This window comes from Proteus sp. FME41, assembly GCF_014897315.1.
Taxonomy (GTDB): domain Bacteria; phylum Pseudomonadota; class Gammaproteobacteria; order Enterobacterales; family Enterobacteriaceae; genus Proteus.
In genome coordinates, this window is sequence record NZ_JABUYL010000003.1 from 39634 (window position 1) to 52507 (window position 12874).

At 35.3% G+C, this 12874-nt stretch carries 13 protein-coding genes; 5 read left to right on the top strand and 8 right to left on the bottom strand.

Annotated features, from left to right (window positions below; translation table 11 throughout):
• Positions 1-124: 124 nt before the first annotated feature.
• Complete coding sequence (locus tag INT04_RS04040) at positions 125-685, top strand: LemA family protein (protein ID WP_193014864.1); 561 nt, start codon at positions 125-127, stop codon at positions 683-685.
• Positions 686-763: 78 nt separating this feature from the next.
• The gene (gene htpX, locus INT04_RS04045) at positions 764-1729 is read left to right on the top strand and encodes a zinc metalloprotease HtpX (RefSeq protein WP_193014865.1); all 966 of its coding nucleotides are present in this window, start codon (positions 764-766) and stop codon (positions 1727-1729) included.
• Between the two features lie 100 nt (positions 1730-1829).
• On the opposite strand, the gene INT04_RS04050 is transcribed toward htpX, so the two are convergent.
• The 4 genes from INT04_RS04050 to INT04_RS04065 all read right to left on the bottom strand — a co-directional run bounded on the left by INT04_RS04050 (position 1830) and on the right by INT04_RS04065 (position 5220).
• Positions 1830-2012, bottom strand: a complete 183-nt coding sequence (locus INT04_RS04050) for a DUF2526 family protein (RefSeq protein WP_109407946.1) — start codon at positions 2010-2012, stop codon at positions 1830-1832.
• Between the two features lie 86 nt (positions 2013-2098).
• Positions 2099-3331, bottom strand: coding sequence for an MFS transporter (locus INT04_RS04055; RefSeq protein WP_193014866.1), 1233 nt, complete (start codon positions 3329-3331; stop codon positions 2099-2101).
• Positions 3332-3517: 186 nt separating this feature from the next.
• Positions 3518-4288: an ABC transporter permease gene (locus INT04_RS04060; protein ID WP_193014867.1), complete on the bottom strand. Its 771-nt coding sequence runs from the start codon at positions 4286-4288 to the stop codon at positions 3518-3520.
• The gene (locus INT04_RS04065; RefSeq protein WP_193014868.1) at positions 4285-5220 is read right to left on the bottom strand and encodes an ABC transporter ATP-binding protein; all 936 of its coding nucleotides are present in this window, start codon (positions 5218-5220) and stop codon (positions 4285-4287) included. The genes INT04_RS04060 and INT04_RS04065 overlap by 4 nt, the downstream gene beginning before the upstream one ends.
• Positions 5221-6060: 840 nt before the next feature.
• Between INT04_RS04065 and can the strand changes: the two genes are divergently transcribed.
• Positions 6061-6714, top strand: a complete 654-nt coding sequence (can, locus tag INT04_RS04070) for a carbonate dehydratase (protein ID WP_193014869.1) — start codon at positions 6061-6063, stop codon at positions 6712-6714.
• A gap of 74 nt (positions 6715-6788) precedes the next feature.
• Here can and hpt read toward each other — a convergent pair whose 3' ends face one another.
• Both hpt and cueO read right to left on the bottom strand, forming a co-directional pair.
• Entirely contained in the window at positions 6789-7331 is a 543-nt protein-coding gene (hpt, locus tag INT04_RS04075) for a hypoxanthine phosphoribosyltransferase (RefSeq protein ID WP_193014870.1), read from the bottom strand.
• A 159-nt stretch (positions 7332-7490) separates the two neighbouring features.
• A complete protein-coding gene (gene cueO, locus INT04_RS04080) occupies positions 7491-9071 on the bottom strand; it encodes a multicopper oxidase CueO (protein ID WP_193014871.1) in 1581 nt (526 codons plus the stop codon).
• Positions 9072-9283: 212 nt separating this feature from the next.
• Between cueO and INT04_RS04085 the strand changes: the two genes are divergently transcribed.
• Positions 9284-9634 (top strand): YacC family pilotin-like protein, encoded by a 351-nt coding sequence (locus INT04_RS04085; protein WP_193014872.1) that lies wholly within the window; start codon positions 9284-9286, stop codon positions 9632-9634.
• Between the two features lie 146 nt (positions 9635-9780).
• On the opposite strand, the gene INT04_RS04090 is transcribed toward INT04_RS04085, so the two are convergent.
• Positions 9781-10833 (bottom strand): AbrB family transcriptional regulator, encoded by a 1053-nt coding sequence (locus tag INT04_RS04090; RefSeq protein WP_193014873.1) that lies wholly within the window; start codon positions 10831-10833, stop codon positions 9781-9783.
• Positions 10834-10945: 112 nt separating this feature from the next.
• Between INT04_RS04090 and INT04_RS04095 the strand changes: the two genes are divergently transcribed.
• Positions 10946-11356, top strand: a complete 411-nt coding sequence (locus INT04_RS04095; protein ID WP_193014874.1) for a GNAT family N-acetyltransferase — start codon at positions 10946-10948, stop codon at positions 11354-11356.
• A 3-nt stretch (positions 11357-11359) separates the two neighbouring features.
• On the opposite strand, the gene INT04_RS04100 is transcribed toward INT04_RS04095, so the two are convergent.
• Positions 11360-12856, bottom strand: a complete 1497-nt coding sequence (locus INT04_RS04100; RefSeq protein WP_193014875.1) for a hypothetical protein — start codon at positions 12854-12856, stop codon at positions 11360-11362.
• Between the last annotated feature and the right edge of the window lie 18 nt (positions 12857-12874).

The window sequence follows — 12874 nt, forward strand, 5'->3', positions numbered from 1 at the left end:
TATTCACGCTCTTTTTGTTTTTGATGAAATAATCATCTAGCTATCTGAATCAATCATAGGCAAAATTAACACTAAAGATTTAACACAATTCCCTGTTTACAATTAAAAAAGAGAGCGCTTCACCATGACTGGATTACTTATTACTATCGCGTTTTTGGGTCTTATTTTTTATTATTACAACCGTATTATCTCAATGCGTGAAGCAGTTATTTCAAGTGAAACTGAAATTTCAGTACAATTGGATCGCCGTGGTAAAGTATTCGATAGCTTATTAGCTACTGTCAAAAAATACCTCAGCCATGAATCTGACGTCTTTACTAAAATTACTGAATTAAGAACTCAAGCTCAAAACACCAATGGCAAAGAAGCCAAAGCGGCTGAAGACGAATTATCAAAAATAGTCTCAAGCGGAGCCATTAATGTTGCGGTTGAAAATTATCCTGAATTAAAATCTGATACCATTATGGCGAATTTACAAGAAGAGATTGTTTCAACGGAAAATAAACTCTCTTTTGCAAAACGTGGTTATAACCGTACGTTAGAACAATATCGCGCTTTTATTGCCTCTATTCCTGCGGTATTTATTGTCAAGATTTTCCCAAGCTTAGCTATTGATAAAGAGTACTGGCGTCTTGATGAAGGAACCATTAAAACAGAAGAAGCTCGCCGCATTAATTTCGATTAAATTTCAGTGTGATAAAAAGATATTTATTCCTTCTTGATTAATAAAAACAGCACTTCGCGGTGCTGTTTGGAGTCACTAATGGATTTCAGAAGTGTTCTACGAAAAAATGCTATTCGAACGCGTTTTGTTATAGCAACGTATTTATTATTAATGCTCATTATTGGTTTGCTGGTGGATACCGCTATTGGCGCTGATCCCTATGTAGATCTCACTGATAATATGTTGGCATTTCTGACATTCCAGTCTCTTCCCATTGCCTCATTAATTATTCTAGCTATCTCAATTTTATTGCTTCTTTTTATTCATTTCAAAGGGCATAAAATTATGCTGACAGGAATGAATGCTAAATTAGTCAGCCCAGATGAAACTTTGAATGCTCAAGAGCGACAATTACTTAATATTGTTGAAGAACTTAGTTTAAGTGCAACGCTGGGCTATATTCCTAAGCTTTATATTATTGAGACGCCAGAAGCCAATGCATTTGCAGCGGGTTGGTCTGAGAAAAATGCCTTTATTGGGGTAACAACAGGATTATTAAATCGCCTTAATCGCCAAGAAGTTCAAGCTGTATTAGCTCATGAAACAGGGCATATTATTCATGGTGATTCGAGGTTAACGCTCTATGTCGGTATTTTAGCGAATGTTATTCTGACGGTAACCAATATCTTTGGCAGTCGTTTATATATTGCTTCCGGTAGTCGAGGTGGTAAAAGTAATGATGCCGCTAGCAAAGCACGATTAATTTTAATTGTATTAAACCTTGTTTTACCGATTATTACGCAAGTGCTCTATTTTTATTTATCTCGTACTCGTGAATATATGGCTGATGCTGCTGCCGTTGATTTAACCCAAGATAATCAAGCAATGATTAATGCATTAAAAAAAATTTCAGCACAACATGATACTGAAAATTTTGAAGATGGCTCAACGGGACGCGCTTACCGTAAAGCAGCCTTTATTTTTAATAAAGGAGACTCGTTTTTCTCAACGCATCCATCAATTGAAAATAGAATAGCTGTACTTGAAGGTAAAAAAACGTTTTAAACGGTATCGATTTTATTGATAAAAAAGAAAAGCGTTTGTACTTGTTTATCGATAGTGTACAAACGCTTTTTATTTTCTTATTTCTTAGCAAAAATCTGATTTAGCGATGTTTTTCACCGTGATGAAAAATAGCTGTGCGTAAACGCTCTTGTTGCTCATAACGCAGTGGAAATTCGATCGTTTTATCTTTACCTAATTCCACTAAAAGTTCATTCATAGTTTCAATACTGGTTGTCGCAATAGCATCATCAACCTGTTTAACCACCTCATCATAATGAGACATTTTTATCCCCTTTCTTCATAAAATTCCTAACCACTATCATATTACAAGAAAAGGAATTTCTGTATTTTTAGTCACATAAAGCAGAATTAAATTGAGTTAAGTGGCTTATTTTTTGTCTCTTGGCCTAATAACATGACAGCAAGTATCCCAATAACAATCGAAAAACTAAAGATGAGAAATATTGAGCTTATTTGGAATTGATATTGAACTAAATATCCCACCATCAAAGGCCCTAATATTCCGCCAATACGCCCAATTGCCGTTGCCGTTCCCACACCAGTTGCTCGTATTCCATCAGGATATTGCTCTGGTGTATAAGCATATAAAGCGCCCCAAGCACCTAAATTAAAGAATGATAACAACATACCGAAAATAAGCAGTGTCGCAGTTGAATCGGCAACACTGAAATAATAAGCACTAATGGCAGTTCCTGCTAAATACGTCACTAAAACAAATTTTCTGCCGTAACGCTCTATAAACCATGCTGCTGTAAAATAACCAGGTAACTGTGCCAATGTCATAATAAGCACATATTGAAAGCTTTTAATTAAACTAAAGCCTTTTAACATAGCTACACTTGGCAACCATAAGAAAATACCGTAATAAGAAAAAACCACACAAAACCATAAGATCCACAACATTAATGTTGAACGCCGATATTGGGGTGACCAAATTAATGCCATTGATTGGCGAATGGATAAACGTATTTTTTTCTGTGAAATATAAGGTGATATTGGCTCGGGTAATTTAGAACGTAAATAAAGCGCATATACTGCAGGTAATGCGCTTAATAACATTGCCATACGCCAGCCGTAATCAGGAATAATAAAATAAGCAATTAACGCAGCAATTAACCAACCGACAGCCCAAAAACTCTCTAATAAAACAACAATACGACCTCGCTCATGAGTTTCAACGCTTTCACTGACTAGCGTTGAGGCAACGGGTAATTCACCACCTAACCCCATACCAATAAAAAAGCGTAAGATAAGCACAACCATTAAAGAGCTGGCTAAGGCCGTTAACCCACAACCTAAGCTAAACAGTAATAACGTGAAGATAAAAACGGGTTTTCGTCCTTTTCTATCTGCAATAATACCAAAAACAAAAGCACCTACCGCCATACCAATTGAATTTACACTACCAATCCAACCCAGTTGTGATGCAGTAAGTCCCCAATCTTCTTTTAATGCGGTGAGTAAAAAAGCAAGTAGGCCAACATCCATGGCATCAAAAGTCCATCCCATACCTGCAATACATAAAAGTTTATTACGAGAGATCGCCTTAGGTGCTTGACTCGTTTGGCTTGCCGTTGTCATTACATTTCCTTTCTATCCCCTATCAATGTGTTTAGTATACTAAACAAGAAAGATCGTTTTGTTAATAGCTAAGCTGTGTTTTAAATAAAAATTAACATTTATGCTGAAAAATTGGCAAAAAAAATCGGTATCTCTCATATAAGATACCGATTTCAAACTTTATAACTTTCTATTTTGCTTTCTTGATTAGCTTCTTAAACCACGGCCTTTTTCAATTAAGTACCATGCAATAACATAAAAGACGGCAATGAAAAGGGACAATACGGTGATCGTCACGGTTAAAGAAACATCCGTAATCCCTAAAAAACCATAGCGGAAACCGCTAATCATATAAACAATCGGATTTAATTTAGAGACCCCTTGCCAAAATTCAGGTAAGAGTGAGAGTGAATAAAACACGCCCCCTAAATAGGTTAATGGGGTTAAAACAAACGTTGGGATAATACTAATATCATCAAAGGTTTTTGCAAAAATTGCATTTAATAATCCTGCGAGTGAAAACACAACAGAGGTCATTAATAGCGTCACTACAACCATTGTCCAAGAATGCATTTCTAATGGCACGAAAAAGAGTGAAACCACTGTCACTAATATGCCAACACAAACACCACGAGCTACACCACCGCCAACAAATCCCGCGATAACGACATGTGTTGGAACGGGTGAAACTAATAATTCCTCAATACTACGTTGGAATTTAGCACCAAAAAAAGAAGAAGAAACATTCGCATAAGAGTTTGTTATTACTGCCATCATAATCAGGCCAGGAACAATAAACTGCATATAATCAACACCGCCCATGTCACCAATGCGTTTACCAATCAGATTACCGAAAATAACGAAATAGAGTGACATCGTGATCACAGGTGGAATTAATGTCTGTATCCAAATACGACCAAAACGGGTGACTTCTTTAATCCAGATGGTTTTGAGGGCTACCCAATATAACTGAATCATTCCCTCTCTCCTTCTACGGTGTGTTCTTCATTAACTAAATGAACAAATAATTCTTCAAGACGGTTGGCTTTATTTCTCATACTTAATACTTGAATACCTTGTGCATTAAGCTGAGCAAAAACACTGTTTAAGCCTTGTTCTCTTTTAACATCGACTTCTAATGTTGAGGTATCCATTAAACGATATTGATAATTTTGTAATTCAGGTAATGGGCTTTTGGGCGCTAAGTCTAGAATAAAGGTTTCAGACTCCAATTTACCTAATAGGCTTTTCATGCTGGTATTTTCGACCAGTTCACCACGCTGAATGATACCAATATTCCGACACAGCATTTCTGCTTCTTCTAAATAGTGTGTCGTGAGAATAATGGTTGTTCCTTCCGTGTTTAATTGTTTTAAAAACGTCCACATTGAGCGACGCAATTCAATATCAACACCTGCGGTAGGCTCATCAAGAATAAGCAATTTCGGTTGATGCATTAATGCACGTGCAATCATTAAACGACGCTTCATTCCGCCGGATAAAAAACGTGCTCTATCCTCACGCTTTTCCCATAAATCTAATTGTGTTAAATAGGTTTTAGCGCGTTCTAACGCTAATTTACGGGGCACGCCATAATAACCCGCTTGATTGAGAACAATTTGCAATACAGTTTCAAAGGGGTTGAAATTAAATTCTTGTGGCACTAATCCTAATTGGCGTTTTGCATTAACCATATCGGTGTCAGTGTCATAGCCAAAGACGTTAACTTTGCCGCTACTCTTATTAACTAAAGAGCTGATAATACCAATTGTGGTCGATTTACCTGCACCATTAGGGCCCAATAAAGCATAAAAATCGCCCGCCTCAACGGTGAGATTAATTCCTTTTAGCGCTTTTACGCCATTGTGATAAGTTTTCGTTAACTCCGTTAACTCCAATGCATACGTCATAAGTGGGAATTACCTTTTATCAACTGCATTATTCAGCATTTACTGAGCTGAAATCAGAAAATAGCTATTCAACTAAGCATTACTCTCGCCACGCATTGCTCACACGCTTCGATTCAGAAAATGGGCTTAGTTTAGATCAAAATGGAATAAGATATTCTAGAGAAAATTTGATGGCAAATAAACCGTTTTAGGGCTTATGACACAAATGAATAAATAAATTTACTTTAACTATTACAATAAAGAAGAATAAAAGAGAATATGAAAGAAAATTAGCGTATAAGACACCTCTTCTTTATTTTTTGCTTATATTCTTATGCAATAAAAACGTTATTTCCTAACGCAATCATTTAGTGAAGCTGATACCAATAAAATTATTGCCCTTGTCTCTCAATCTTACTGATGGATATTATCCTGCCATTTACTATCCTAATCAACGAAGAATATGTATTTTTATTACGCTCGTTTTCCTCACTGTTATTAAACCGATAATTATAAATATAAGATTTATTTATAAAACACCAATAAAAATAATTTTCTGAATAGTACAATAGCAAGGTTAACAATCGGTTATCTTTTTACACATTTTATTTACATCAAAGAATGTATTGATAAATTAATTAAACAAATGCTATAAAAAGATCTATCTTATTTGAAAGCGAAAAAAAACAGACAATTATCTGTCATTCGGCTTTAAAAAGCCCTCTGATTAATTCAAAAGTAATGGTATAAAAATACCCTTTCTTAATGGATCTTTTGCATCCAACAATAACACAATGCTATTTCGTGTTGGCGTACTGTCAGCGCAAATGGTGAGAAACCAAATTTACAGGCAGTCACGTCATGATGAGAAAAATTGAAGAGCTATTAGCCAATAACAAACAATGGTCAGAATCTGTTACTGAAGAAAATCCTCAGTTTTTTAAAGATCTCTGCAAAGGCCAAAAACCTCATTTTTTATGGATTGGTTGCTCTGACAGCCGAGTCCCAGCAGAAAAATTAATCGATGCAGCACCTGGTGACTTATTTGTTCACCGTAATGTAGCAAACTTAGTCATTCACACTGACTTAAACTGTCTTTCTGTGATCCAATATGCTGTTGATGTACTCCAAGTTGAGCATATTATTGTGTGTGGTCACTATGGCTGTGGCGGTATTGAAGCGGCAATCGAAGGGACTGAATTAGGGCTTATCAATAACTGGCTACTGCATATCCGCGATATTTGGTATAAACACAGTTCAATGTTAGGTGAGCTTGCCCCACAAGATAGATTAAATCTACTGTGTGAGCTAAACGTTATTGAACAAGTGTATAATCTTGGCCACTCAACGATTATGCAAGCTGCATGGAAACGTGGACAAAAAGTGATGATCCACGGCTGGGTTTACGGTTTAAATAACGGGGAACTACACGATTTAGATGTTACCTCGGATAGCCGTGAAAAACTTGAGCTTTCTTATCGTCAAGCGATGGCAAAATTAAGCCATCCGCGTTAATAAGCATATTCAATTCAATAACAAAAACCCGCTTAAAATAAAGCGGGTTTTTTCACTGCTATTTTCGTAATAGATTATTCATCTAATAACGTTACATGCCCAATATAAGGCAGATGACGATAACGCTGTGCGTAATCAATGCCGTAACCAATAACGAATTTATCTTCAATGGAGTAACCAATCCACTCAACTGGCACATCCACTTCACGGCGAGAGGGTTTATCCAATAAAGTACAGATAGAAATAGAAGCGGGCTCACGTAGACTTAAAATCTCTTTAACTCGATTTAAGGTGTTACCTGAGTCAATAATATCTTCAACAATCAGAACATCTTTACCACGAATGTCTTCATCAAGATCTTTAATGATTTTAACGTCACGTGTTGACGTCATACCATTACCGTAACTTGATACCGTCATAAAATCGACTTCATGGTCTACTTCAATTTCACGACATAAATCTGCCATAAAAATAAAAGAACCTTTCAACAAGCCGATTAAGACAAGATCATGTTGACCTTGACGTGGACGGTAATGTTCTGTGATTTCACGACCTAGCTCAGCAATACGCTGTTTGATCTCTTCTTCAGAGATCATGACATCAACAATATGTTTCATGATTTATTTCGATTGGGTTAACGGGGAAAGCAAACGATTGTACCAGAAGTTCCTTCATCATGCGATGATCTGATTTAATGAAAATAAAGACACAAAATATTAATTTCGTGCCTTTTATCGATTTATCTTACTGATATTAATCAGTTTTATAGTGATAGATTATTGACTAACCGTAAATCCTGCCATCATCCCAGTATCTTCATGCTCTAATAAATGGCAATGTGCCATAAATGGGTGCTCTTTTGTCGCTAAATGGTCAAATTTTACAAGAATTTCGCTAAATTGACCTTCAACTTTCACAATATCTTTCCAGCCTTGGCGGTGTTTTTCAGGCGCTCTACCATTTTCAGATAGAATACGGAATTGGGTACCGTGAACATGGAATGGATGTAACATCATGTCACCACGACCAGACACAACCCAACGCTCATAAACACCTTGTTTTACATCGAATGCGGGATCTGTCATTGAGAATGGAATGCCATTAATACTATTCGCATTATAAATATCTAAATCACCGTTGCTATGACCGCAATTCATGCCTCCCCCCATCATGCCATTGCCATTACCTTGACGCATATGACTCATACCATGATGTATGCCCGCTAACGCTTTATCACCATAACGTTCTGTTAGCAGCATCATACCTTGCATATCTAAACGCATATCCATACGTAAATGTAATGTACGGGTTGATAGATTACTGAGTGTTGGCAATGCTGGAATAAGTGCTAATTGCTCAGGCAACAAACCTTGCCCTTTTTCTGCTGAAGGTAATAAACGTAACACAGGTAATACGTTATCAAATGGTGCTAAAACCATACCCATTTGGCGCACCGGCAAGGTGACAATATCAAAATCGCGTCCATCAGAGGTATCCACTAAAACCTCAAAACGCTCTCCCATTAAGATCGGTAATTCAGTCACTTTGACTGGCTCTGCAAGTAATCCGCCATCGCTGGCAATCACATACATTGGTCTGCCATCACTTGTGGCAAGATTTAAGCTACGCGCATTACAACCATTCAGGAAACGTAATCTCACCCACCCTTTTGGCACAATATGCTGAGGCTGAATGGCACCATTGGTTAACATCATATCGCCAAACCAACCAATGGCGGCAGTCATGACATCAAGTTGGTAATCGATTTGCCCGTCACTGTCTAACCGCTTGTCTTGCAAAATAACAGGCAAATCATCAATACCCCAACGACTAGGTAATTTTCGGCTTGCGGTTTCATCATCTTCAATAATAACTAATCCACCTAATCCCATTGCGACTTGTTGCCCTGTGATACCGTGTGTATGGGGATGGAACCAACAGGTAGATTCAGCTTGGTCTGGTGTAAAAGTGACGGTACGTGACTTTCCTGGTGCAATCGTCGCTTGAGGCCCACCATCCTCCTCACCACTAATTTCAAGACCATGCCAGTGAACCGTTGTGGTTTCAGGTAGCTGATTATTAATATGAATAGTCACAGGTTGGCCACGTTTAAGCTTCAATGCAGGCCCTAATAAACTGCCGTTATAACCCCACGTGGTTGTGCTTGCAGTTGGAATAAATTGAGAAACACCTTGTTGAATATTAAGAACAATCTTTTGTTGAGCATCAGGTGCAATTTGGGGTGGAATAGCCAATGAAGGCGTGTTACTTTGAGCAAACGCAAAGCGACTCCAACTTGGTAATAATGTTACAGCACTTAATGTGGCGCCTAATTTTAAAAATTCGCGACGTTGCATAATGTATTCCTTTGAATAAAACACGCTATTTTGTATTTATCGAAATAAGATGAATTAAAAAGTCTTGTAAACTATTACCAATGCTAAAGTTTCCCCTTACTGGAAGGTCAATTTAAAACCCGACAAAACAGCGGGTCTTTGCAAAACTTTTAACTACATTAAGTCAAATAACAAAACTTGCTAAATCATCACACAAAGGAACAGCATACCTAATGAAAAAAATGTTCGCCTTGTTCTGCACGCTAACGCTTTCTTTTTCTACACTCTTTTCTTCGAGTGCAAAAGCATTAACCGACACGCAAGCAGAAGACTTGGCAGATTTAACAGCTATCTACCTTTTTTTAAATAAAGATTGTGGTTATGAACAAATATCAAAGCCGAAAATTGAAAGGGCCTTAATGGTTTTTTCACAGTCTCAGAAGTGGGATGTGGCGAATTATTCAACACTCCCTATGGGACAATTAAATGAAGATAGTTACAATGATTTAAAAGGCATCAAACTCGCCCATAATAAAAAATGTCAGCTACTGGCAAATAAATCGCTAAGTTTATTAAATTATTGATAATGCAACCTCATCAGACATTTCTAACCAATTAAGACTATAAAGTAAGATAACCTCTTTAAAATAGCGTCGCGACATAAAATATATAATCCAAACGCTATTGTGCAGGGGTTATCCAAATACTCCGCTCTTATTTCCGCTATCTTTTATTCTTCTTTGTGATGATTCTTTTTCTTTTGTCGATATTCCCCCCAATACAGCGCAACAGAGGGAATACTTTGAATAATCAACATTCTAAAAATATGATTCGACATCACAAAAGCAGCATCCACATTCATGGTGATGGCAGCAAATGTCATCGCCTCCATACTGCCGGGAGCCCACGCTAAAATCAATGTTGCCCAAGGAACCCCCGTGAGATAAGCTGCACCATACGCAACAATCACCGTTAAAATCACGTTAATAATAACCACTTGCACAGAAGAAAATGCATTTTTAATGAGTGATGACAACGGAAAAACAACGAAGTGAGCACCAATATTCATCCCAATTAAAACCATACTTAGCTCATTTAGTAACATGGGAAACGCAATAGGCTCACTCACAAAAGATTGAATAAATACGGCACTGCCTAATGAAGTCAGCATAAACGGAGCAGGAAATCGGATTTTCTGTAATAAAAGCCCAGAGCCTAACCCCAAAGCAACAATCAATAATAACCACAACAATGAAATCAACGTCATTTCAGGTATAGCAAACTCAGGCATATTGGCTTTATCTGACCCCACAATAAAACCCGCCATAATAATCAGCACCATTAAACGAATAGTATGAGAAATAACAATTTTTTGTGGTGGCGTTTTAGTGTGATCAGTAAGCGCTAAAATAGCCGCCATTGCGCCTGGTACAGCTCCTAGCATTGACTCTTCTTTTGTCCAACCAATATGGCGATGAAACCAAAAGTAACTGACAAAAAATTGAATCGCTAAACAAATAACAAGGGTAAGTAATAGAATAATTAAACTATCAGCACGTCCTAAATGAACTTGGTTAAACATCAAACCAACCGAAGTCCCTAAAGTAAGTTGAATAAACGTCAATGTGTGCTTAGGAACGGCAAGTACCCATTTAAAGCGATAAGCAATAATAACAATTATAATCGGCCCAAACATCAGCGCCATGGGTAAACCTGAAAGTGTGAGAACACCACCAATTAATGCACAAAACAGAATACCTGGTAGAGTTTTTAAAAACGACATGTTGTGTTATCCGGCCTTTTTAATTATTGTTCTATCCTAGCATCGATATAAATATTTAATAACCAAATAGTGGTAATGTTCTTATTACTTTTCTTAATATTAAGAGTCAATTATGTCGTTAAAAATCACCACCAATCCTACTCACAATGAGATTAATGAAATCTATGAAGGCCTGTTAACACACAACCTTCACTATATTCATATGGATCAATACACACCTCTTGCGGTTTTTAAAGAGGAAAACGGTAAAAAGAGGGGGGGGATCACGGGTGATATTTTAGGGAATTGGCTGCGTATTCGCTATTTGTGGGTTGATAAAGCCTATCGTGGAAAAAATATAGGGACAGAATTACTGCAAGCAATGGAAAACGCAGCAAAAGAAAAAGGTGCCAAATATGCTGAAGTGGATACCTTTAGCTTTCAAGCCCTGCCCTTTTATCAAAAACAAGGATTTGAGATATTTGGCACATTAGAAAACTATCCTATTAGTGATAAAAAATATTATTTAAGAAAAATTTTATAATTTTTAATTTTTATCTTCTTCACTTTTACTTACTTCATCATCAAAAGTTATTTTATAATCATCGGCTGAAAACTTTTTTATTTTAATTATAGGTAATGAAATAGATTTATCATCGATAGTATTTCCAAGATCTAATAACATATCATCTATTTTATCTTTTATTCTCTCAAAACCATCATTTGAATTTAGAACAGTATTATTTATTTTATAAGTTAACGGATCATCTATTTTATTATTTTCAACAACCTCAAATAACTCATTAACATTATCATCCCATTCTAATTCATTATTTAATTTATCATGTCCTTTAAAATCGGATATTTTATTTTTCAATATTGATACATAATTTTTTATTTCAGCTTCATACTCATCAATATTATTATATTTATCAATTAATAAATTTGTTTCTTGGTTGTTATTTGATGATTTCATTGGTATTTCTATAATATTTTCCATTTCTTCGTCTGCAGATATTTTAATCTGTGGCTGTCTAGATGATTCCAGAGTTGTGCTTTCAGTTACAAACTTAAACGTATCACCAATATATTTCTCACTCCATTCTTGCCTTAAGCTATCAAAGGAGCATTCACTATCAGAATTTTTTTCAAGGGCTATCATCATAATAGTTGATAATTTATATTTCATTTCATTTTTTATATTATTATCAAATTTATTAAGTATTTGTACTTCATCTATACTAATGAGGAAAAGATTAATTAATTTTATAAAACGATCTCTTTCTTTTTCATTCGAAAAATTATGCATAAAATCATACTTTTTATTTAAATGCATATTTTCAAATTTAAATTTTAAGTTTATTAACTCAAAAATATTTCTTATGCTTTTATCATCTATTGCATTTAACCTATGTTTAATAATCTCATTTAAATCTTCTACAATTAATTTACTAGCAGAGTATTCTTGTTCCGCATCATTTAATGATGAAAAAAAATCTTTAGCTCTTTTCACTTCAGTTAAATAATCACAGAAACTGTAAAAATCGAATTTATCATTTGCATGAGAAATTATGTTATTTATAGCGTTTAAATTTTTATTTTTTATTTCTTGCTTTTCTTTGATTAACGCTTCTATTTCCATCTCTTTTTTATTTATTTCATCTTTAGCGAAGGAATCGACATAATAAGGGTGAATACCAAAAGAATCATATAAAACCTTACTTTCATTACCTTCTATTTTAACTTCTTCTTTTATTTTATTTATTTTAATATCAATTTCATTAAATAAATCATCATGTTTATTTATATCAATAAAACTAGATAATTTATTATTTTTTATATCTCTTATCAGAAATTTAACCTCTAATTTATGAAATAAAAAAGTAAAGGCATGAATGATTTTTTTACTAAAAGAAGGAATAACCGGTGTATTTTTTATTTTATTTATTCTCTTTGTACAAACATAATCTTCTCTAGTTGGAAGATGATGTTTTATTTTATAAAATACAGCAGTAGAATCAAATAGATTTGTTTTAATATTCATAAATCACCCTATTTTATA

What these genes read in the sequence shown, in the direction of transcription:
- can (WP_193014869.1), top strand. Translation starts at nt 6,061, where the DNA reads ATGATGAGAAAAATTGAAGAGCTATTAGCCAATAACAAACAATGGTCA.
- cueO (WP_193014871.1), bottom strand. Translation starts at nt 9,071, where the DNA reads ATGCAACGTCGCGAATTTTTAAAATTAGGCGCCACATTAAGTGCTGTA.
- INT04_RS04085 (WP_193014872.1), top strand. Translation starts at nt 9,284, where the DNA reads ATGAAAAAAATGTTCGCCTTGTTCTGCACGCTAACGCTTTCTTTTTCT.
- INT04_RS04090 (WP_193014873.1), bottom strand. Translation starts at nt 10,833, where the DNA reads ATGTCGTTTTTAAAAACTCTACCAGGTATTCTGTTTTGTGCATTAATT.
- INT04_RS04095 (WP_193014874.1), top strand. Translation starts at nt 10,946, where the DNA reads ATGTCGTTAAAAATCACCACCAATCCTACTCACAATGAGATTAATGAA.
- hpt (WP_193014870.1), bottom strand. Translation starts at nt 7,331, where the DNA reads ATGAAACATATTGTTGATGTCATGATCTCTGAAGAAGAGATCAAACAG.
- INT04_RS04050 (WP_109407946.1), bottom strand. Translation starts at nt 2,012, where the DNA reads ATGTCTCATTATGATGAGGTGGTTAAACAGGTTGATGATGCTATTGCG.
- htpX (WP_193014865.1), top strand. Translation starts at nt 764, where the DNA reads ATGGATTTCAGAAGTGTTCTACGAAAAAATGCTATTCGAACGCGTTTT.
- INT04_RS04100 (WP_193014875.1), bottom strand. Translation starts at nt 12,856, where the DNA reads ATGAATATTAAAACAAATCTATTTGATTCTACTGCTGTATTTTATAAA.
- INT04_RS04060 (WP_193014867.1), bottom strand. Translation starts at nt 4,288, where the DNA reads ATGATTCAGTTATATTGGGTAGCCCTCAAAACCATCTGGATTAAAGAA.
- INT04_RS04040 (WP_193014864.1), top strand. Translation starts at nt 125, where the DNA reads ATGACTGGATTACTTATTACTATCGCGTTTTTGGGTCTTATTTTTTAT.
- INT04_RS04055 (WP_193014866.1), bottom strand. Translation starts at nt 3,331, where the DNA reads ATGACAACGGCAAGCCAAACGAGTCAAGCACCTAAGGCGATCTCTCGT.
- INT04_RS04065 (WP_193014868.1), bottom strand. Translation starts at nt 5,220, where the DNA reads ATGACGTATGCATTGGAGTTAACGGAGTTAACGAAAACTTATCACAAT.